The organism is Paenarthrobacter sp. FR1, from assembly GCF_051106045.1.
Taxonomy (GTDB): domain Bacteria; phylum Actinomycetota; class Actinomycetes; order Actinomycetales; family Micrococcaceae; genus Arthrobacter; species Arthrobacter nitroguajacolicus_A.
Genome location: NZ_JBPFSF010000005.1, coordinates 95,908 through 115,099 on the forward strand (window position 1 = coordinate 95,908; position 19,192 = coordinate 115,099).

Sequence of the window (19,192 nt, forward strand, 5' to 3'; positions counted from 1 at the left end):
CCGCTAGGCCTTCTTGCCAGTCACAGCGAAGGTGCCAGCGGACAGGGTTCCGGTGGGAGCTGAAAGTACAAGGTATCCGGAGCCATCCCATTTGGTCTCCATCGGCGTGGAAGCTCCGATCCATTCAACCGAAATCTCCTGGTCGGCCCAGCGCGGAAGATGGAGGGTCGCTTCGCTCGCCAGCCCGCCACGGTTCCACACCGTGACCAGGTCCCTGTCCGCTGCCTGAAGCCCGACGGACAACCATTGATCTGCCCAGGCCGGAATCCCAGATGGCCAGAAAGCGTCAGAGGTGGTGATCTCCGGAAGCAGTTGTTTGTGTGCGGTCACGGCGGTGCGGATGATGTCCAGTTGACTGGCGTCAACCCGGTCCACGAAACCGGAGAGACACATCCGCCCGAGCATGCCGGTGGCGAGCGTAAAGCGGAGCTGCTCGTCGGTCATTTCCGGCTGCGGGTAGGCCCAGTGCATTGCCTGTTCGGGCAGAACGCTGAAGAACGAGTTGGCAGCGATGGGAGGGTAGCGCAGCAGGTCCTGCTGGTCCGAGGTGGACTGCAGGTCGAGGCGGGACAGCAGGGCGTAGTCCTGACGCATCGCTCCGGACGCGCAGTTTTCGATGGTCAGTTGGTGGCGGGCTTTAACGCCGTCCAGCCATTCCAGATAGGCGCGGTTGTGTCCCAGGAGCCCGTCACCGGCCGAGCCGGCGTCGAGGTCTGTTCCTGGGCCTGAGGTGATGTTGTAGTCCAGCTTGAGGTATTCAACGCCGAAGTCGCGGACCAGCCGGTCCACGGTCTCATCCAGGTGTGCCCTGGACTCTGCGTGGCGGAAGTCCAGGTGGTATCGGCCGTGTTCGACGACACGCTGGCCGTGGCGCTGCAGGAACGCTTCGGACGGGAGCCTCTGGGCCATGGGGCTTCGGACGCCGACAACTTCGGGTTCGAGCCACATTCCGACGGCCATCCCCCGGGCGCGGATGGCGTCAGTGACTTCGCTCAGGCCGTTCGGGAAACGATCAGCGCAAGGCTCCCATTCGCCGACGGAATCCCACCAGTCCGTCTGATCGTCGAACCACCCGGCATCGATGCAGAAGGCGTCCGCGCCGGCTGCGGCTGCGCCCTCGATCAGGGGCAGGAGCTTTTCAGTGCTGGGGTTTCCCATGAGGGTGTTCATGAAGTCGTTGTAGACCACGGCCGGGCCTAAGAGCGCGGCGTTCCCGCGAAGGGCCCGGCGATGACGTGTCATTTCCTCCAGGGCACCCTCGAGTCCGGTTCTGCTCAGGGCGACCGTGGCGGGGACAGTAGTGAAGGACTCCTGGGGCAGCAAACGGTGCAACCATTGGTGCTGGTCATCGGAGGGTCCGAGCAGGGTCAGGTTCAGAGCATGGCGGGTTTCGCTAAGTTCCCAGGCCCACCCGCCGTTATGTTCGATCTGCCACATCCAGCACCAGTTATCGTCCTCGTCTACGAGAGCGCCGGTTGGAAGGGGGCCACCTGTTGACCAGGAGGTTGAGGCACGCAGGTAGTGGCCGCGCTGGTCCTGGTCGTGGAAGCGCAGATTCAGGTCCGGCAGGATGGCAGGAACGGGCTCGAGGGTCCATTGGTTTTCGCCAAGCCACTGGGAGGTCCCCGAGGCAAGTCGCAGGTTGTCCGGAATCACGGCACGGTTGCCGGCGAGAACCGGCAGTGCCAGGGACGTGACGGCCTGCAGGTGGAGAGGATGCTGGCCGGTGTTTCGCACCGTGGTCCTCGCTTGGAGCGCGCTGGCTCCGGTCACAGCCCGGAGAACAGTGACGGTTTCGACACCGGTCTCCGGGTCGCGCTGCTGCACTTCGAGGGTGTGCCACACGCCGTCCACGCTGCTTCGGTGGCCGGTATGGCGCAGCCGTTTGCCGAGCGCGGATTCGCCGTAACGTTGACTGGCTCTGGCCCGGCCTTCCTCCATGGTGAGGATTTCAACCAGTGCAGTACCGGCGGAGGAAGGCTCTGCCGGTGCTTCGCCCGGATGAAGGTGGGTGATGCCCACGGGCTGATCGGGGCCGGCTGTCAGTGCTACGTGCAGTGTTCCGTTGGACCACGTGATCATGTTGGTTTCCACGTCAGGCCATCCTTGCGAGGTCGTTGAGTTGTACTGGGAATCGCAGGGATTCGCCTGCGGCAAAACGTTCGATTTCATCCAGGGCGTAGGCGGCCATCCGGTGCAGTTCGTTGCCCATCGACCCGGCGATGTGAGGGGTGAGCAGGACATTGGGCAGTTCGAACAAGGGGTGGCCGGCCGGAAGCGGTTCCGGGTTGGTGACATCAAGGAACGCATTGATGCGTCCGGTCTCCAGCTCGCGGACCAACGCGGACTGATCGACAAGGTCGCCGCGGGCAGTGTTGATAAGGGTGGCGCCGTTCTTCATGGCAGTCAGCTGGACAGTGCCGATCATCTTTTCCGTTTCCGGGAGGGCAGGGGCATGGAGGGAAACGACGTCGCTGCCCGCCATCAGCTCATCGAGCCCGGCCAGGCGGGCACCGAGGCGCTCGGCTTCGGAGGCCGTAATGGTTGGATCGTAAACCAGCACATCGAAGTCGAAAGGCTGGAGGCGCTCTAGGACCAGGCGACCGATGGTGGAAGCACCCACGATTCCCACCGTGCTGCCGTAGTTTCCGGTGTCCGGGAACTCCAGTTCGCGGTCGATTTTTGCCTGCCGGCTGGTATAGAGGTGGCTGGCAGCCATGGTTGACTTGCCGGCCATGAGGATCAGACCCAAGGTGAATTCGGCCACGGGCAGGGCATTGGCTTCCGCTGCGGTCGTGACGACGATGCCACGCTCCCAGCATTCAGGGGCCACATGGCCCTTGATGCTTCCGCCTGCGTGGGTGATGAGGCGCAGGCGTGGCATGCGAGCCAGAACCGGGGCATCAATCCGAGGGGAAAACCATCCGGTGAGAAGAACGTCGATCTCTTTGAGGACACTGTCCGGGACGTCGGAGAAGTCCTGAATGACGTGGCTGAAATCGCAGTCTCCGATGGATTCGAGGCGGGCCTGCAGGCGCTTGGAAAACAGGGCGTCCCTCAGGCCGGCATCCTGCATTGCCAGACCTATTCTCGGTCGAAACAGGGCCGGGGCCGGTTGGGCCCTGCTATGCAATGCTGCGTTCACTTTTCTTCTCCTCGCCAGTGCCGGTCCAGCCAGGTACGGGTGGATTTCAATGCCATATCCAGGGGGCGGGCTTCTGGGTACCATGCCTTTTCCCACTCGAGCGTGAGGACTCCTTGATACTTCCGGCTGATCAGCAGGTGGGCGAAATCCTCAAGGGGAAGATTTCCTTCGCCAAGAAGTACGGGCACACTTGCCGGAAGAGCTGCGTCCTTGACCTGCACCGTGCATTGGTCCGAGGCAAGCCACGGCCCCAGCGACTTCCAGGTCTCCGCGAGAGTCTCGCCGACCCGCCACGGGTGCAGAAGGTCCCATACGGCGCCGACGTTTCCCTCGACGCGCTGAAGGATCCGGGCGATGTCCGCGCCGGAGGGATGGGAATCGTGCGTTTCCAGAACGGGAAGGACGCCCAACGATTCGGCGTATCCGGCCACCGCGGTGAGCCGGCGGGCAGCACGTTCGTCCACCTCGACCACGGAGTCCAACAACGCCGGTGAGGTGGTGAATGAAGCAGGCATTGTCTCGGCACCGGGGAACACGCGCACCATGGCTGCCCCCAGGTCCCGCGCGAAGTCGATTGCGTGGATGAGTTCGGCGATAACGGCTTCATCGTCACCGGCTGCAGCGACCCTGACGTAGCTTGCGATGGAGGTGACTTCCATCCCGGCAGCGTCAATCGTGTTTCGAAGTGCTCGGCGGCCCGCAACGTCCAGCTCCGGATCGGCGGGTTCGCCGGTAGCCAACCTCAGTTCGATACCGGGGAATTGGACGTCTGTGAACCAGCCGAGCACAACGGGCAGTGGTGTTCCGGGCGCTCCCAAGGTGGAGGCCGACGGCGTGATCATGTGTTTCCTTGTGTGATGGGGGAAGCTGTCTCAGCCCTTGAGGCCGGCACTTGCCATACCTTCAACGAAGCGACGCTGGGCAAAGATGAACAGAATGATCATGGGCAGGGTCGCCAGGGTAGCGCCAGCCATCAGATACGGCCACTGGACGTTCAACGGGTCTTGGGAGAAGATGGCCAGCCCGACCTGCAAAGGCCTGAGCTCGTCCGAGTTCGTCACGATCAAGGGCCACAGGAAGCTGTTCCAGGCCGCTTCGATCTGGAACACCCCGATGGTGACCAGCGCCGGTTTGATCAGCGGGGTCATGATCCGGAAGAAGATCCCGAACTCGCCGAGCCCATCGACCCGTGCCGCGTCGGCAAGTTCCGAGGGAAGCGTGACGTAGAACTGGCGAGCCAAGAACGTGTACAGCGGTGCGATGGCCAACGGGATGATCAGCGCCCACCACGTGTTCAACCAGCCGGTACCGCCCTGGCCGAAGATGTCGTTTCCGCCGAACAGGGGGATGGACTTCACCAGAAGGAACAGCGGTACCAGGATGATCTGGAATGGAACCATCATCAGGGCGATGAAGTAGTTCATGATGCCCTTCGCGCCCCGGATCGGTGCTTTCGCCAGCGCGTACCCGGCCATGGTGCAGAACACCAGGGTCAGGGCCGTTTCGCCGACGGTCAGGATCAGGCTGTTCCAGAAATAGCGAAGGAAGGGAGCGGCGTTCATCGCTTCAATGAAGTTGTTCCAGTGGAACTCGGTGGGGAGCCATGAGAACGTGCTGACTTCGCCGGTGGACTTCAGCGCGGTGAGGACCATCCAGATGAACGGGCCGACCATCAGTACGCTGCCGAGCAGCAACACCGCGTACAGGACCACTCGGCCGGGCGTGAGGTTCTTCTTACGCATCCTGGTTCTTCCTTTGCGAACGACCGCCCAGGTAGATGAAGGCCGCTACGAGTATGAGCATGATGACGGTTTCAGCGGACGCGTAGCCCAGCCGGAGACCTTCAAAGGCGTTGTTGTAAATATCGAAGGTTAGTACCGTGGTGGAATTGACGGGGCCGCCCTTGGTCATGACAAAGACGAGATCGAAGACCTGGAAGGTCTGGACGATCGCTGTGATCAGCACGAAGTAGTGGGCCGGGCCGAGAGCTGGCCAGATCACGTTGCGGAATACCTGCCACCGGTTGGCGCCGTCAAGGTTTGCCGCTTCCAGCAGTTCCTTGGAGACACCCTGCAGTGCGGCCAAATACACAATCATCTTGGCGCCAAGGCCCTGCCAAATACCGACGGCCATCAGGGCCGGCAACGCGGTTCCGGGGTCATTCAGCCACTCCGATCGTGCCATCCCGAAAAGACTGCCGACGGCGTTGGCCAGGCCGGCGCCTGGGTGGTAGATCCACAACCACACGGACGCGACAGCGACGGTGGCGGTAACGACCGGCAGGTAGTAGACCGTCCGGAAGAAGCCCAGTCCACGGATTTTCTGGTTCAGGCCAAGGGCGATGAGTAAAGCTAGGATCATGGCGAGGGGAACGACCACGATCGTGTAAAGGATGGTGTTTCTCAGCGCAGCTTGGAAGCGGGCGTCCTGGAAGAGCTCCACGTAGTTCTCGGCACCTATGAATTGCCAGGCACCCGAGAAATCGTAGTTGGTGAAGCTCAGGAAGACGGCGGCCAGTGCCGGAACTGCGAGGAAGAACGAAGAGTGCAGCAATGCGGGCGTCAGCAGCAACCAACCTGCCCGGGACTGCTGACGGGTCAGGCGCGAACCGTTCCGCCCTCTGGGGCGCGCGGTGTGGGCTTTGTCCCCACGTACCGCGCGCACCCGAGGCGTCTTTTCTTGGAGCGTGCTCACTTGGACTGCTGCTCCAGTGCGGTCAGCGTGTCCTGTGCTGACTTCTTTCCGAGCAGGGCGTCATCGAGGCTGGTGCCAAATGTTCCGCGCAGTTCCAGCCAGTTTGCCGCTCCGCCTTCGAACTTGGCATCACCCAGATTGGCGGCCACGAATGTGCTGGCCGGGTTCGACTTCACGACCTCGGAGTTCGAGGCGTCCTTGGCTGCCGGGACTGCGAAGTTCAGGGCAGCGATGTCGGCTTCTGCTTCCGGCTTGCTCAGCTCTTGGATGAAGTCCCATGCCGCGGCCTTGAGCTTGCTGGTCCTGCCGACAGAGGCGAGCTGTCCGCCGGTGAACATCGAGCCTTCTTTGTCCTTGAGGTTGAAGTAGACAAGATCGTCACAGACAGCCTTGCCAACGCCCTTGTCGGAGCAGTCGATGTAACCGCCGGTGAACCCCATAGCCGCCTCACCAGTGTTGACCAGCGGGGACTTGGCCGCGTTCTGGGCGCCATACTTCTGGACGTTGTTCACCATGCTCTTCATCCACTCAAGCGTCTGGACGCCTTCGGAGCCGGCGAACTGCGCATCGCCATCACCGTTGTAGAGCGGTTTTCCAAGGGATCCCAGCAGGGCCACGAAGTCCTGTCGGTATCCGCCGGGAGCGGCCCAGAAGTCGAAGCCGGCTTGGGTGATGTTCCCGGCCCCGTCCTTGACCGTCAGCTTCTCGGCAGCGGTCTTGATCTCAGCCATTGTTGTCGGCGGCTTGGACGGATCCAGACCAGCCTTCTCGAAAAGCGACTTACGCAATGCAAGTGGCTTAGGGCCTGCGATCAACGGAACAGCGTAAACCTTGCCCTTGAACTCAGATGCGGGGACGAGGGCCGGGTTCGAGGAACTTCCCAGCGAATCAGCCGTCGCCCCGAAGGTCGACAGATCTTCAAAGACGTTCTTCGCCGCGAAGGGCGGTACCCAGCCGATACCGGTCACCAGTACGTCATAGCCCTGGCCGCCTGCGATGGACGTCGAAATCTTCTGGTTCAACGTATCGAAGGTAGCGAAGTCCGGTTCGATCGTGACTTTCGGGTACTTGGCGTTGAAGGAGGCAACCACCTTTTCCAGTGCGGCTTTGCCTTCGTTGCTGGCAGGGTAGCTCGGGACGAGGACCCGCAACGTGCCAGTGACCTCGGCCGGGTTTGATGCCGGGGCGGTGGAAGTACCACCTGAGCCGCAGGCCCCTAGTGCCAGAGTGCCGGCCACTGCCAGCGCGAGAAATCCTGCACGTCGACGTGCCATATCAATCCTCCTGATTTAGCCATCCGGCATTGGATAGCGTGTGAAACCACTGTATGATATCGATATCAGAGATGCAAGTCACAGGACTCGGTTCCATAGAATGAGGGACCAGCGGGGCTCCGCAATCAGCAATGTCGCTGCAATGAACGGATGGATGCATGAAACAGCAGAAACGCCGGCCCCGAGGGACCGCCCTCCTGGCAGCGCTCGATGTCGTGGGGGATATGCTGATCCTTCAACTGCTTTTCCTCGTCACGAGCCTGCCCCTGATCACGGTCGTTCCGGCTGCGATTGCCCTGCAGCGCGCCTTGCAGAAGACGGTGCTCGAAGACAGGCCAGGCGTTGCCCGGGCTTTCATGAGGGAGTTTTCCTGGGCATGGAACCGGGTGGGAAAAATCAGCTGGCCAGCGCCCTTTGTCGTCGCGGCCGCGGCGTTTTCCATTCTGTTCTGGCTCTCAACCCCGGGTGCTTTGGGCGCCGTGGCCCTCTGCGTGATCATCCCGCTCTGCGGCATCCTCGCCGCAGGTTATATTGCCTTGCTTGTGGCGGCAATGAAGGCTGAAGACGGGACGACCAGACAGGGGTTGACCGACTTGACGCTCAGAATCATTCTTTCCAAGCCGCTGCCCCTCGCTGGGTGCGTGATTGCCTTGGCCACCTGGCTGCTCCTGATGCTGCGCGTTCCGACGTTGATCCCCTTGGGCAGCGGGTTGGTCCCCGCCATGCTCGCCTGGCTCATGGTTCGAAAGGCACCAAACACTGAAAGTCGTGTTTCGGGATAACCTCGCTGAAGACGCACACGGAAATTTCGAGGATCGACTATGAGAATCACCAAAGACACTCGCCAACCAGTCATTGCCGACGTTGCCCGCCTGGCAGGTGTGTCCGTACCAACGGTCTCGCGCGTCCTTACCGGAAACATTCCCGTCAGTGAGGGACTGCGCGCCCGGGTTGAGGCGGCAGTCAAGGAACTGAACTACCGTCCAAGCTCCGTTGCCCGCGCCCTGCGGAGTGGCGAACGGACCATGATCGCGATTTTTGCCGCCAGCACCTCGGCATACGGGTACGCGAACACGCTGGCAGGCATAGAAGAAGTCGCCCAAGCAGCCGGCTACACGGTAGTTATCTCAGCGGTGCGGTCACGGGAAGAAGCAGACGTCAAAGCCGCTCTCGAAGTTGCCCTGCAGCAACAACTGGCCGGCATCATCGTTCTGGACTTTGATCCGTCGGCAGCTGAGGTACTTAAACACCTTCCCGCCAGCATTCCAACCGTGGCAGCGTCAGGTTTCCCAACCGGCCAACCGGGCTACCCCTACGCATTCATCGATGAATACGCGGCAGGGCGGGAAGCTACAGAGCACCTGCTCAAGCTCGGCCACAAAACCGTTCACCACCTCGGACTCTTCCCGCTCACCCAATTCTCGGGAAGATACCAAGGCTGGCACGACGCGCTCACCGACGCAGGAATCACCCCTCCTGCCGTTCTTGAAGCATCACGCACCGCACGTTCCGGCTATGAGCAAGGGCTCCGGATAGCCGCCAACGCCGAAATCACAGCCGTGTTTTGCTCAAATGATGGGCTCGCTGTCGCTGCATTGCGAGCCCTTCACGAAAACGGCATACGGGTTCCTGAAGACGTCTCGATCATCGGCTGGGACAACCAGCCCTTCAGCGAATTCACCTGGCCGGCCCTCAGCACCGTGGCGCCAGACTTCAAAGATCTGGGCATCAGGGCCTTCAACCTCCTCAAGCAGCGCCTCGCCGGCGAAGAGAAAGTGCCCGACTCCATAACCGGCCCGGTCCTGCTCCAACGGGAATCCACCGCCAAGGCCGCCAGCCGCACAAAAACAGGCTCCGCCCCCGACAAAGTCTGAACGATAGCCTACGGGCGGCAGCTCGGAACCGACTTCCACGAGTGTCACCCTTGACAGTGTTCAGTGAAGTTAGCCGTCCCACTTCCTTTGAACTGGGATGGCCCGAGAAGAGGGCGGAGCTGCGGATTATGGCGTCACTGTTTGCTTTTTCCACCTCGGAGGGATCCACATGTGCGTTGCGAAAAATGAGAGCATGAGCCAGCCGGGCAGGGAGTAAACCCACTCAGGTTGGTACAGAGTTATAGGAACGGAAAGTTCCGGATCCGTAACGGTTACATTGTGCCCGGTGGCATAGCCGTAGGCGGTCAGTCCGAGGCTGAGGACTACACCGACCACGGCGATCTCGCCATGACGGATCCACCAGTGCCGGATCCTGGGGATGCGGCGCAAGGGCAGCCCGGCCAAGGACGTTAGCACCATTGTCACCGCGGGGACGAAACCCAAAGCAAGAAGGAACCCCAGCGGACCGCCTCCGCCCCCGGAAAGCAGCACGACTAAAACCGGCGTAAGTACGGCGTAACCGATAACAACCCGACGGCCCCCCCACCATCCAGCCGACCTTCGGCTCGTTCGGCCTACTGAAAGTATGTTGGTCCGATTCCGTCGACATTAAAGGCGCGGTTGTCGCTTTTCGGAAGGTTCTCATCACCACAGAGAACCACACTGGCTGCTCGGGCAGTGCATGGGCCAATTGAAATGTTCCACCGATCTGCGTGTTCTACTTCCTTTGGAACTGGGACGCTCCTGGCGGGACACCGCCCATTGCGGATTTGGGGCCGTTCGCAGCATTCCCACCGTCGCAATGTTGCGCACGTCACACTCGACGTCTACGCTGGGGGGCGCTGCAGCGTGGCAGCAACCTGATGAAAGGCAACTCATTGTCCAGCGACAAGCTCTCCGTAGTTGTTCGTGTCGACGTGGACGGCGAACAGATCCAGATCGCCGCGACCGGTCGCGTCACCACCCTGAGCCTTCAGGGCCTGTACCCGGTAGTGCAACGCACCAGGAGCTTGGGCGGCGGCCTGGGCGTCGAGATGGACCTGACGGAAGCGATGGTTGATGCGGACGCTTTGCAGCAGCTCCAAGTATTCGCCGAGCTCCACGAGTTGCCCGTCCGCCTTCCTGCCGCACCCGGCAATGTGACCGCCCTGCCGTCACGCGAACTTCAGACAACCAGCCGCGCCGCCTAGCAGGAGGACCCCTTGCGCAAAGTCACCGCCGGCCTGTTCCACTCAGTAGACGGCGTGGTTCAGGACCCGTTCAAGTTCCAGTTCGACAGCTTCGACGACGAGCTTGGCAAGGGACTGACCAAGATGATCAACACGGTTGACACCGTGGTCCTGGGTCGCGTCAGTTACCAGGAGTGGGCCGGCTACTGGCCGAACGCTTCCCGGGACGAGGACTTCGCGGCTTTCATCAATCCGGTGGAGAAGTTCGTCGCATCCCGCACTCTGTCCGAGCCCTTGGAATGGGAGAACTCGCAACTGATCGAGGGCGACGTGGAGCAGTTCGTCACCGACCTAAAGAGCCGCGACGGCGGGACTCGTCTCATACCGCCGGCTCACCAAGACGGTCACCCCAACAGCAACGCCGCGCCCAACTCGCTTCTGAAGTAGAGCACGCTGCGGCCGTAGCGTGTGGATGTCACCAGTCCAGCGTCCCTGAGCACCCTGAGGTGTTGATTGACTGCGGACGTGGTGACACCAAAGCGCACTCCAAGCTCGGTGGAGGAGGCAGGAGCAGCAAGCGCAGTCAGCAAGCTGGTCCGGACCTCGCCGAGCACCGCTACAACAGCGGCGGGGTTCCGAACCTGCTCGGCCTCCCACATGGCCCCTTGCCCTCGGGCCGGGTACATCAGCATCGGCGGGTCGCCATGGTTCACCGGGGCAGAGGCCCTGCGGGTGAACATGGTGGGCACAAGCGTCAGTCCCAAGCCGTCGGTCTTCTCGGTCCGCGACGCCGGATTCTTCAGCCTTACGGAAATGATGCGGCCATCGAATTCCACGGCACCGGACAAATCGTTGAGCATCGTGAACAGCCCGCCCTGCGCGATCTGACGGCCGCGGTAGACGATGTCCGCCTCCAGGATGGTGCGCATACGCAGCCAATGCGGCGCGAAGCAGGTGTCCCAAAATTCCTGGAGGATACGGACCATTCGCCGAACGGCTGGTCGCGCCGGTCCGGCGAAGACCGCGGGAACTGCACCATGCACCCTGATCAGGTCGCCATGAAACTGCTCGGCTGAGATTCGCTCCAGTGCCGCGAATTCGTCATCGATCCGGGTGAGAGGGGACGCTGGCCGGGGGTTCAGGAAGTCGGGCGTCCACAGCCGGTCATCCACCAAGGCCAGCAAACCGTCCAGATCCAGGCGCGAACGGGCCCCCTCCGACCGACGCAGCCAAGGCAACTGAAGCGGATACTGGCTGGGATCGCGAACAGCCCTCAGTGAAAGCCCGAGTTCGCACAGAGGCGAGATGCCGAAGCGGACGCCGCCCAGATCGGTGTCAGACAACACGTACTTCAACATGAAGCACAACGCTACATCAATACCGCTTGCCCTGAGCGACTGGCAGAACTGTGTACGTGACTAAATCCCCCGCCGAAACCGTCCCCGCTCCGCAGCGCACCCTCCGCGCAGCGCTCTCCGATCCCACCCTCAAGATCCTCGCTTCCGCCATTCTCGTGTCTACAGTGGGGCGCGGCATCTTCCTCACCCTTACTGTCCTGTACTTCACCCGCTTCGTCGGGTTGAGCGCCATGGAGATCGCCGTCATCCTCTCGGTTTCCAGCGGGGTCGGCGTTGCGATGTCGTATGTCGGCGGTCGACTGGCTGACCGTTTCTCCGCTCGTCGGCTCCTGGTGGGGATGGTCGCCATCCAGGGTCTCGCGATCGCAAGCTATACGTTCGCCGGGAACTTCAGCACCGCCGTCGTGATTGCCTGCATCACTGTAGGCGTGGACCGGGGCGCCAATGCCACGCGCTCAGCGATCATCGCCCGGGCATTCGAGGGCCCCAACCGCGTCAACGCCCGCGCTGTCCTCCGCACCATCACAAACCTGGGCATCGCGACGGGTGGCATGATCGCCGGATTGGCGTTGCTGGCCGGGACGGCCGACGCGTTCCGCGTGATGATGATCAGTGCCGGCGTCGTCTATGTCCTCAGCGCGCTGCACCTCCGCCGCCTGCCCGGCCGCGTTGACGCACCGCGCCACGATCCGTCCAACCCTGCTCCGAAGCGGGGAATCTCCCCCTTCCGGGACCGCCGGTACATACTGCTGACCGTGCTCTCAGGTATTTTTGGCATGCAGTTCGGGCTCGCCGAAATGGGCGTTCCGCTGTGGATATCACAGGACACCGGCGCACCGGATGTTCTGATTTCCGTTGTCCTTGTGATCAACACTGCGTGTGTCGTCCTGCTGCAAGTGCCGCTCTCCCGCGGAACCGAACAGCCCCGCCGTGCAGGAAAGATCGTGCTGGTCGGTGGCCTGCTGATGGCCATCGCCTGCGCACTCTACGCTATGGCGGGCGGCATGCCGGCCGTCGCGGCCATCATTCTCCTGTGCAGCGCCGCACTCCTGCACTCGTTGGCGGAAATCCTTTCGCAAGCGGGAGCGTGGGGGCTGAGCTTCGAACTCGCCAACCCACTCCAAGCCGGCGCTTACCAAGGGATGTTCGGCATGGGATCCGCCCTGGGGGCCATGCTCGCACCGCTCGTGGTGACCGCTACCGTCGTCGAACATGGCACGCTGGGTTGGGCCATCCTGGGAGCGGTCTTTGTTGCCTCGGCGGCGGGCGTCGCGCTGATAGCGCGGAAAGCCACGACGACGGCGGTACCGGCCTAACGGGGTTGACGCAGGGCCCGCCGACGCCGGCCAAGAGCGGGCTGCGCGCTTGGTTCCGGAGGGGGTTCCTCGTCCGAGCATTCCGGGCACGGCCCATCAGGGAACTCGCCCACTTGCTTCCAAATCCACCCCTCCAGGCAATGATCGTTCCGGCAGTCCTGCTGTGTCATTGGCTGTCCCCCTAAGCCACGTTTCTCTCCTTGGTTCTATGTGCGAGTCAGCCCTGATTCGTTACGCGGGGCTCCACCCTTGGCACGAGGCAGCCGCGAGCAACATCACCACGCGGACGGAGGAATTGAACCTCCCATCCTGAAACCATGGAGGGAACGAGTGAAGGGGAATCATGGGGGAATGGGTGTGGCCGGCTTACGTGGGTGTGCTGGGAGGGGTGGTCCTCTTTGGCGTGTTCATGGTGCCGATCGTGGCCGTTCAGTACAGGATGTACGGCAGATTCACGTGGCGTCGATTTCTGGGCGCCGCGGGGCTGAGCGTCTACGGCGTAGCCCTGGTGGCTTACACGTTGCTCCCGCTGCCGGACCCCAATCTGTTGAAATGCGGGCCACACGGAAGCACGTTCCAAGCCATCCCGTTCCAATTCCTGGACGACATTCAACGTGAAACGTCGGGCCTTGGGATCACCGGAACGCTGACCAGCCGCGCCACGCTCCAGGTTGTGTTCAACGTGGTGCTGTTCATTCCGTGGGGCATCATCGCGCGGCGCTACCTTTCGTGGAACATCGCGGTTTCAACGCTGACCGGCGCCCTGGCCCCCGGGCTTATCGAAGCCACACAGTTCACCGGATTGTGGGGCTTGTACGGCTGCGCTTACCGCCTGGCCGACATCGACGACCTCATCACCAACACCTTGGGCGCCTTGGTCGGCGCGCTCATCGCACCCCTTGTCCTCTGGTTCATGCCCCAACGACGCGAGCTCCGTGCAGCCCGCGACCAGAGCCGCCCTGTTACCGTTTGGCGGCGCTGGCTGGGGATGATCATCGACTATGTGGCGCTGGCGTTCCTCGGCTTCGCCTTCGTCGTCACCTACCGGGTTGGGCTGCTCGCGCTGGGCGCGGACCTCCCCGATGCGGACGACGCCACCTCCCTCGTCCTCATGCACCTCGTGCCCGGCTTCCTGGTGTTCTACCTTCCGGCGCTCGTGGGTTCCGGTGCATCCCTCGGCCAGCGCGCCGTATGGCTGCAACCCCACTGGCCAACCACCCGCCGTCGGGCATTGCGCCGCGCGAGCGCCACCGGCGGGCTCTATGTGGTGTTGTCGTTCCTCGGCGCATTGCTGCCTACCACGGCGTTCGGCGCGCTCACCGGCCTGCTGCTCCTGGCAGCGTTCGTGGCGGTGCCCCTCACCAAGTCGCGAGGACTTTCGGGCGTGATGACAGGGGCGCAGATGGTTGACTCCCGCGAAAACGTACGACGGCGGGTGGCTGGGTCAGGAGCGGGGCCTGCCTAGCTCCAGCAGATCCACATCAACGTAACCACTGCCAGGCTTGGGAGCACCGCGTTGCTTGCGAATCCGCATGGCTTTGTACTCGTCCTTGGACAAGTTGAACCCATACCAAGCAATGAATCCCGCGAGTCCCACAACCCAGAGAGCCCCCCAAGAAGGGCCTGCTCCGTGAAGAAGCGGGGAAAGGAACATCGCCACCGAGGCAACGAATCCAAGGCACCCGAATGCCGACAGAATCGCCATCCCCCACCAGGAACTCACCTGCGCCTGGCCGCGGCCTGGTGTGAACCCGATCTCATCTCCGGGATAACTGTGGAGTTCGCCGGTGCTGGTCCTGCGGAGGACGCGTTCCTCACCTCTGGCGACGGCAGCTTTATGCTCGGCATACACTGCATCGTCGCGACGCTCACGCTCCCGGTCGTAAACCACCATCAGTCCCTCGGTTTGAAAACCCCAGCCTAACGCCCGAAGCCCGGCTGGCACTGCAGCTGGCGTGCCGAAGCCTGCTGATGGATAGGCCGGACTAGTGCGGCGCTACTTCTTTCCCGCCTTCAGGTCCGAGACCACTTTCGCAATCCGCCGTGCACGGGTCTCTTCCGTCTTGGCGTCCCCGATCGGCTCTACGTAACGCCGCTGCGAGCTGTAATTCAGGGTTCCGTAAAAGGCCTTCGCCTCGGGCTCGGCGTCGAGGGCAGCGGCCAGGTCCTCGGGCACCTCGATGACGCGGGGCTGGGTGTCCACTTCCAAGCCAACTTCAACAGTGTCCCCCGCCGAAGCACCCGTGAGCTCACGATTGGCCGAGCTGACGCCCACCATGTACTTTCCGCCCATCACGGCGATGCTACTGCGGTAGCTCTGCCCGTTGATGGTCACGACGACCGGTGGCCGTTTGCCGGCACCCAGCCCGCCAACGATCTCGTCCGGAACTTCGATGCCCGCTTTGTTGCCATCGCCCACGATGGTGGTTGTGAATTTCATGTGGCCAGTATGCCGGTGGCCACCAGTAGACGCACCCCATCGGCAGGACTACGTTCTAGATAACCTCGCAAACCACACAGAGGAGTACAGCCATGGACAACCAGGATCTCTTGGAGCGAATCCAGTCACTGGTCGAGGAAGAGCACCGACTCCGCGACGCCGCCGGCGCCGAGGACGACGACAACCGCGCCCGCCTTGCCCAGCTCGAAGCCCAGTTGGACCAGTGCTGGGACTTGCTGCGCCAACGCCGTGCAAAGAAGGACGCCGGCGAGAACCCGGACGAGGCCGAACCGCGACCCGTCAGCGAAGTGGAGGGCTACCGGCAGTAGTGACGCCGCAGTGCCTGCCCTCCCATCAGAAGTGCGTCGGGCAAAATGCTGGCCGCTCCACCGCGAACATCTGCGCTGCCAGGAACGCCGCACCCTGCTGGTTCTCTTGTATCCGCCCAGCCGCCACCAAGGATGCCGGATGGACTGCGCCCAAGTAAATGGATGACAACACGGAGATGTCCAACTCCAGATCAGGGGCAGCATCGGTAGCAGTCACGGTTGCGTGGCCCTCGCGGACATCGAGCGAGAACGTCCCGGGCGTCAGTCCGAGTGCATCGCGGACCTTTAGGACCAGAGTACCATCGGCGGGGAATTGACGCTCTTCCAGGGCCTTCTGAACATCCAGGATTCGCAGCCAGAGCATGTCCCGCGGGTCGGACCCTTTGACGCAACGCGGGTCCTCAAGGGCCCAGGTCAGGGGGTTGTCCACGGAGACTCCGCTCCACTTCACGCGTTCCACAAGATCAATGGCGCCCAAGTACTGCCACAGTTCCAAGTAGGCGGCGGAGTTGGCTGCCACCAAGTCCACGATCTCCATGGTGGCAGGCTCCGTTTCCCACCCACCGAATTTGTAGGACACGTAACCGTCAACATCACCGTTGGACGCATAATGCAGGGCCGCCTTGATCTTGGCATCCGGTCCCCCGTCACCATCGGCCCCATCGCCGCCAACAGATCCGGAGACATATTGGCGGTAAGACTCCTGCCGGTCGATTGATCCGGGCGAATGCCGGTGTTGCTGCTCGAAGATCTGTGGCGCCAAGTCCAGCAGGATCTTCGGGTCGGCCACTTCCACGGTTCCTTCCGAAGCATGGTTGAGCTTGAAGCGGGCGCTCGTATCCACCGTGATGGACTGCTCGGAGGTCGCGACGCCGAACCCGAAGCGCCCATAGATGGACGCTTCAGAGGCCGTCAGCGCTGCAATCGCGACGCCATCGTCCTTGGCCAAAGCCAGGTCTTCGCTCATCATCTGCCGCAGCAGGCCTCGGCGGCGGTGCGAGGTGCGGACTGTCACGGCTGAGATCAGGTGAGCATCCACGAGCTTTCCAAAACCGACGTTGAGCGTCTTGCGCCACGTCGCGAAGGTAGCAACCGGCACCTCAGCGCCAAGGGAGTACGCCGCCGGTTCGCTGGTCTGATAGACCCCGGTAAACACAGTGTGGTCGGCCCGGCTCATGGCCAAGCCTCGATCGATCCTTGTCTCGCTCTTGCTCTCCTCGTGGAACCCGAAGGCCACCGCACGCGACCACGCTACGGCGGCATCGTAATCAGGTTCATTCTTGGCGGCCGGCTCGAACCGACGGATTTGGTAGTCCCCACTCATCTTTGACACGCTCTCGAGCCTAGCCAATAGCCGCAGCTCGCGCTATGGCCAAGCCGGGCTACGCCCCTTCAAGCACCTGGCTCGTTGCCCATGCGAGGTATTTGCCAGCGTTGGCAACGGCGTCGGCCACGTCCGGAACGCCGTCCTTGCGCTGCGCTACGTCCAGCAGCTGGGCGGCGGCCACAATGCCGTGCTTCGCCAGGTCCTCGGGCGTTACGGTAATGCGGCCAGCGACCGCGATGACGGGAATGCCGTGCACGCTCGCGGCATCGGCGAGTGCGATCGGCGCCTTGCCCGTGAGCGACTGCTCGTCCATGGAGCCCTCGCCGGTGATTACCAGGTCGGCCTCGCTCAAGTGTGAAGCGAGGCCCGTGAGTCCGGCCACCAGCGCGAAGCCGCCTTCCAGCGCAGCGTCAGTGAAAGCCAGGAACGACGCCGGGAACCCGCCCGCCGCTCCAGCTCCCGGAAGGTTCACGTCGCGGCCGGTGGCCTCCCGAAGGAGCGACGCCCAGTTGCGGAGACCGGCGTCGAGCTTTTCGACGGCGTCCTCATCCGCGCCCTTCTGCGGGCCGAAAACGTGGGCGGCACCTTCCTGGCCGTACAGCGGGTTTTGGACGTCGACGGCGATGCGGAACTTTACGGCCGACAGCCGCGGATCCAGCTCGGAAACGTTCAAGGCAACGACGTCGGCCAGGGAACCTCCGCCGAGGGGAACCACGTTCCCGGCGGCATCAACGGGTTTGAGCCCCAACGCACGCAGCGCTCCGCTGCCGCCGTCGGACATGGCCGAGCCGCCCAAACCAAGCACAATCTCGGTTGCACCGGCATCCAGGGCGGCGGCGATCAACTGGCCGCAGCCGTAGCTGTGGGCGCGAAGTGAGTTCTCGGGAGTGGGCTCCATGTGGGCCAGGCCTGATGCCTGAGCGGTCTCGATCACGGCAGTCGCGCCACCGAAAGAATCCTTACGGACGGCCCAGGACGCGCCGACAGGCTTGAGGATCGGACCCACAACGGCGTTGTTCCGCTCTTCGTAGCCAGCAGCAACGGCAGCGTCCAGTGTTCCTTCGCCGCCGTCGGCAATGGGGAACTGGGTGGTCACGGCATCCGGGTAAACACGGAGGGCGCCTTCGGCCATGGCTGACGCGGCTTCGGCGGCGGTCAGTGATCCCTTGAACTTGTCCGGGGCGATGAGGATACGCATGGACCCATCTTGCCAGCTTTGCTCGGAAAGCGCTTGCCCACGCTGTAACCTAGCCGCTGATAACCCTCACGGGCGTGCCCTCAAGCCACGCTTTCACGTCCTCGAACGCCCCACCGTAGAACTGCCGGTAACTCTCATGCGTCACGTACCCGATGTGCGGCGAGAGGACAGTGCGCGGAGAATGCAGCATCGCGTGCCCGGCGGGCAGGGGCTCCTCATCAAAGACATCCAGGGCAGCACCCCGGATCCACCCCTCCTCCAATGCCCGGATCAACGCCGCTTCATCCACCAATGGCCCCCGCGCCGTGTTGACCAGGACTCCGTCCGGGCCCAGGAGCCGCAGCTCCTCCGCGCCAACAATGCCCTCCGTCCGTTCGGACAACCTCAGGTGCAGCGTCACCACATCGGACTCACGGAACAACTCCTCCTTGCTCACCTTGCGGGCGCCAGCGGCCTCAGCATCCTCGGCAGTCAGGTTCTGGCTCCACGCGAGGACGTCCATCCCGAACGCCTTGGCGTAGCCCGCAATCCGCTTGCCGATCTTGCCCAGCCCAACGATTCCCAGCGTCTTGCCTTCGAATTCGAACCCGACGCCGGTCTGCCACTCGCCTGCCCGCAGTGAGTTCTCTTCCGCCACCAGGTTCCTAGCGAAGGCAAGCAGCAGCGCCCACGTCAGTTCGGGTGCCGCAGCCGGCGAGCCACCTGTCCCGCACACCACGATGCCGCGTTCTGTGGCCGCTTCGAGGTCGATCGCGGCGTTGGCCATGCCCGTGGTGACCAGGAGTTTCAGGTTCGGCAGCGAATCGAGGACACGCTGTGGGAATCGCGTGCGTTCGCGCATGGCCACAATGATGTCGAACGGCGCCAAAGCCGCCACAGCTTGCTCTTCCGAAACGAAAGGTGCGCTGAAGACGCTGACCTTCACGCCGTCGTCGAGCAGTGAATCCCACGGGGCGTAGTCCCCGGCGACCTGCTGGTAATCATCAAGAATGGCTAGACGGAACTGGGTCACGTCAATCTCCTCCCGCGGCGACTGGTGGTACTGAACACCATCTCACGTTAGGTTTT

At 62.7% G+C, this 19,192-nt stretch carries 19 protein-coding genes and 1 pseudogene; 8 read left to right on the forward strand and 12 right to left on the reverse strand.

Going from position 1 to position 19,192, the window contains the following annotated elements:
- Positions 1-3: 3 nt before the first annotated feature.
- The 6 genes from ACR30Z_RS11440 to ACR30Z_RS11465 all read right to left on the reverse strand — a co-directional run bounded on the left by ACR30Z_RS11440 (position 4) and on the right by ACR30Z_RS11465 (position 7,113).
- Positions 4-2,094: an alpha-galactosidase gene (locus ACR30Z_RS11440; protein WP_434372653.1), complete on the reverse strand. Its 2,091-nt coding sequence runs from the start codon at positions 2,092-2,094 to the stop codon at positions 4-6.
- Position 2,095: 1 nt separating this feature from the next.
- Positions 2,096-3,076 carry a hydroxyacid dehydrogenase gene (locus ACR30Z_RS11445; protein ID WP_337340171.1) on the reverse strand — a complete coding sequence of 327 codons (981 nt, stop codon included), beginning with the start codon at positions 3,074-3,076 and terminating at the stop codon, positions 2,096-2,098.
- A 65-nt stretch (positions 3,077-3,141) separates the two neighbouring features.
- The gene (locus tag ACR30Z_RS11450) at positions 3,142-3,987 is read right to left on the reverse strand and encodes a sugar phosphate isomerase/epimerase family protein (RefSeq protein ID WP_337340170.1); all 846 of its coding nucleotides are present in this window, start codon (positions 3,985-3,987) and stop codon (positions 3,142-3,144) included.
- 30 nt (positions 3,988-4,017) lie between these two features.
- Complete coding sequence (locus tag ACR30Z_RS11455; protein ID WP_434372657.1) at positions 4,018-4,887, reverse strand: carbohydrate ABC transporter permease; 870 nt, start codon at positions 4,885-4,887, stop codon at positions 4,018-4,020.
- Positions 4,880-5,839, reverse strand: coding sequence for a carbohydrate ABC transporter permease (locus ACR30Z_RS11460; RefSeq protein WP_434372658.1), 960 nt, complete (start codon positions 5,837-5,839; stop codon positions 4,880-4,882). The genes ACR30Z_RS11455 and ACR30Z_RS11460 overlap by 8 nt, the downstream gene beginning before the upstream one ends.
- Positions 5,836-7,113, reverse strand: a complete 1,278-nt coding sequence (locus ACR30Z_RS11465; protein ID WP_434372660.1) for an extracellular solute-binding protein — start codon at positions 7,111-7,113, stop codon at positions 5,836-5,838. The genes ACR30Z_RS11460 and ACR30Z_RS11465 overlap by 4 nt, the downstream gene beginning before the upstream one ends.
- Before the next feature lie 158 nt (positions 7,114-7,271).
- Here ACR30Z_RS11465 and ACR30Z_RS11470 point away from each other — a divergent pair, with 158 nt between their 5' ends.
- The 5 genes and pseudogenes from ACR30Z_RS11470 to ACR30Z_RS11490 form a co-directional block, all read left to right on the forward strand.
- Positions 7,272-7,895 (forward strand): DUF624 domain-containing protein, encoded by a 624-nt coding sequence (locus ACR30Z_RS11470; protein ID WP_434372661.1) that lies wholly within the window; start codon positions 7,272-7,274, stop codon positions 7,893-7,895.
- A gap of 39 nt (positions 7,896-7,934) precedes the next feature.
- On the forward strand, positions 7,935-8,987 hold the full coding sequence (locus tag ACR30Z_RS11475) for a LacI family DNA-binding transcriptional regulator (protein WP_337340165.1): 1,053 nt from the start codon (positions 7,935-7,937) through the stop codon (positions 8,985-8,987).
- Between the two features lie 279 nt (positions 8,988-9,266).
- The gene (locus ACR30Z_RS11480; protein ID WP_434372664.1) at positions 9,267-9,401 is read left to right on the forward strand and encodes a hypothetical protein; all 135 of its coding nucleotides are present in this window, start codon (positions 9,267-9,269) and stop codon (positions 9,399-9,401) included.
- A gap of 449 nt (positions 9,402-9,850) precedes the next feature.
- Positions 9,851-10,177, forward strand: coding sequence for a hypothetical protein (locus tag ACR30Z_RS11485; RefSeq protein ID WP_144649052.1), 327 nt, complete (start codon positions 9,851-9,853; stop codon positions 10,175-10,177).
- Between the two features lie 12 nt (positions 10,178-10,189).
- Positions 10,190-10,528, forward strand: a pseudogene (locus tag ACR30Z_RS11490) (dihydrofolate reductase family protein); the annotation flags it as partial.
- A 32-nt stretch (positions 10,529-10,560) separates the two neighbouring features.
- Here ACR30Z_RS11490 and ACR30Z_RS11495 read toward each other — a convergent pair.
- Positions 10,561-11,514 (reverse strand): DUF5937 family protein, encoded by a 954-nt coding sequence (locus tag ACR30Z_RS11495; RefSeq protein ID WP_434372666.1) that lies wholly within the window; start codon positions 11,512-11,514, stop codon positions 10,561-10,563.
- 56 nt (positions 11,515-11,570) lie between these two features.
- On the opposite strand from ACR30Z_RS11495, the gene ACR30Z_RS11500 reads away from it, so the two are divergent.
- Entirely contained in the window at positions 11,571-12,830 is a 1,260-nt protein-coding gene (locus tag ACR30Z_RS11500; protein WP_434372667.1) for an MFS transporter, read from the forward strand.
- 343 nt (positions 12,831-13,173) lie between these two features.
- Entirely contained in the window at positions 13,174-14,295 is a 1,122-nt protein-coding gene (locus ACR30Z_RS11505; protein ID WP_434372669.1) for a VanZ family protein, read from the forward strand.
- On the opposite strand, the gene ACR30Z_RS11510 is transcribed toward ACR30Z_RS11505, so the two are convergent.
- Entirely contained in the window at positions 14,275-14,724 is a 450-nt protein-coding gene (locus ACR30Z_RS11510) for a hypothetical protein (protein WP_434372671.1), read from the reverse strand. The genes ACR30Z_RS11505 and ACR30Z_RS11510 overlap by 21 nt on opposite strands.
- 102 nt (positions 14,725-14,826) lie before the next feature.
- Positions 14,827-15,270 (reverse strand): YdeI/OmpD-associated family protein, encoded by a 444-nt coding sequence (locus ACR30Z_RS11515; protein ID WP_434372673.1) that lies wholly within the window; start codon positions 15,268-15,270, stop codon positions 14,827-14,829.
- A gap of 92 nt (positions 15,271-15,362) precedes the next feature.
- On the opposite strand from ACR30Z_RS11515, the gene ACR30Z_RS11520 reads away from it, so the two are divergent.
- Positions 15,363-15,599 carry a DUF2630 family protein gene (locus ACR30Z_RS11520; protein WP_434372674.1) on the forward strand — a complete coding sequence of 79 codons (237 nt, stop codon included), beginning with the start codon at positions 15,363-15,365 and terminating at the stop codon, positions 15,597-15,599.
- A 25-nt stretch (positions 15,600-15,624) separates the two neighbouring features.
- On the opposite strand, the gene ACR30Z_RS11525 is transcribed toward ACR30Z_RS11520, so the two are convergent.
- Genes ACR30Z_RS11525 through ACR30Z_RS11535 form a run of 3 tightly spaced genes read right to left on the reverse strand, consistent with a single transcriptional unit; the run spans position 15,625 to position 19,136 of the window.
- Entirely contained in the window at positions 15,625-16,923 is a 1,299-nt protein-coding gene (locus ACR30Z_RS11525; protein ID WP_434372915.1) for a GNAT family N-acetyltransferase, read from the reverse strand.
- Between the two features lie 58 nt (positions 16,924-16,981).
- Positions 16,982-18,124: a glycerate kinase gene (locus tag ACR30Z_RS11530; RefSeq protein WP_434372675.1), complete on the reverse strand. Its 1,143-nt coding sequence runs from the start codon at positions 18,122-18,124 to the stop codon at positions 16,982-16,984.
- Between the two features lie 49 nt (positions 18,125-18,173).
- Positions 18,174-19,136 carry a D-2-hydroxyacid dehydrogenase family protein gene (locus ACR30Z_RS11535; protein WP_434372676.1) on the reverse strand — a complete coding sequence of 321 codons (963 nt, stop codon included), beginning with the start codon at positions 19,134-19,136 and terminating at the stop codon, positions 18,174-18,176.
- Between the last annotated feature and the right edge of the window lie 56 nt (positions 19,137-19,192).

Excerpts from the sequence above, each read along its gene's own strand:
- ACR30Z_RS11530 (WP_434372675.1), bottom strand. The coding sequence starts at position 18,124 with ATGCGTATCCTCATCGCCCCGGACAAGTTCAAGGGATCACTGACCGCC.
- ACR30Z_RS11475 (WP_337340165.1), top strand. The coding sequence starts at position 7,935 with ATGAGAATCACCAAAGACACTCGCCAACCAGTCATTGCCGACGTTGCC.
- ACR30Z_RS11510 (WP_434372671.1), bottom strand. The coding sequence starts at position 14,724 with ATGGTGGTTTACGACCGGGAGCGTGAGCGTCGCGACGATGCAGTGTAT.
- ACR30Z_RS11525 (WP_434372915.1), bottom strand. The coding sequence starts at position 16,923 with ATGAGTGGGGACTACCAAATCCGTCGGTTCGAGCCGGCCGCCAAGAAT.
- ACR30Z_RS11505 (WP_434372669.1), top strand. The coding sequence starts at position 13,174 with ATGGGGGAATGGGTGTGGCCGGCTTACGTGGGTGTGCTGGGAGGGGTG.
- ACR30Z_RS11445 (WP_337340171.1), bottom strand. The coding sequence starts at position 3,076 with ATGCAGGATGCCGGCCTGAGGGACGCCCTGTTTTCCAAGCGCCTGCAG.
- ACR30Z_RS11470 (WP_434372661.1), top strand. The coding sequence starts at position 7,272 with ATGAAACAGCAGAAACGCCGGCCCCGAGGGACCGCCCTCCTGGCAGCG.
- ACR30Z_RS11520 (WP_434372674.1), top strand. The coding sequence starts at position 15,363 with ATGGACAACCAGGATCTCTTGGAGCGAATCCAGTCACTGGTCGAGGAA.
- ACR30Z_RS11485 (WP_144649052.1), top strand. The coding sequence starts at position 9,851 with ATGAAAGGCAACTCATTGTCCAGCGACAAGCTCTCCGTAGTTGTTCGT.
- ACR30Z_RS11455 (WP_434372657.1), bottom strand. The coding sequence starts at position 4,887 with ATGCGTAAGAAGAACCTCACGCCCGGCCGAGTGGTCCTGTACGCGGTG.
- ACR30Z_RS11450 (WP_337340170.1), bottom strand. The coding sequence starts at position 3,987 with ATGATCACGCCGTCGGCCTCCACCTTGGGAGCGCCCGGAACACCACTG.
- ACR30Z_RS11465 (WP_434372660.1), bottom strand. The coding sequence starts at position 7,113 with ATGGCACGTCGACGTGCAGGATTTCTCGCGCTGGCAGTGGCCGGCACT.
- ACR30Z_RS11495 (WP_434372666.1), bottom strand. The coding sequence starts at position 11,514 with ATGTTGAAGTACGTGTTGTCTGACACCGATCTGGGCGGCGTCCGCTTC.
- ACR30Z_RS11515 (WP_434372673.1), bottom strand. The coding sequence starts at position 15,270 with ATGAAATTCACAACCACCATCGTGGGCGATGGCAACAAAGCGGGCATC.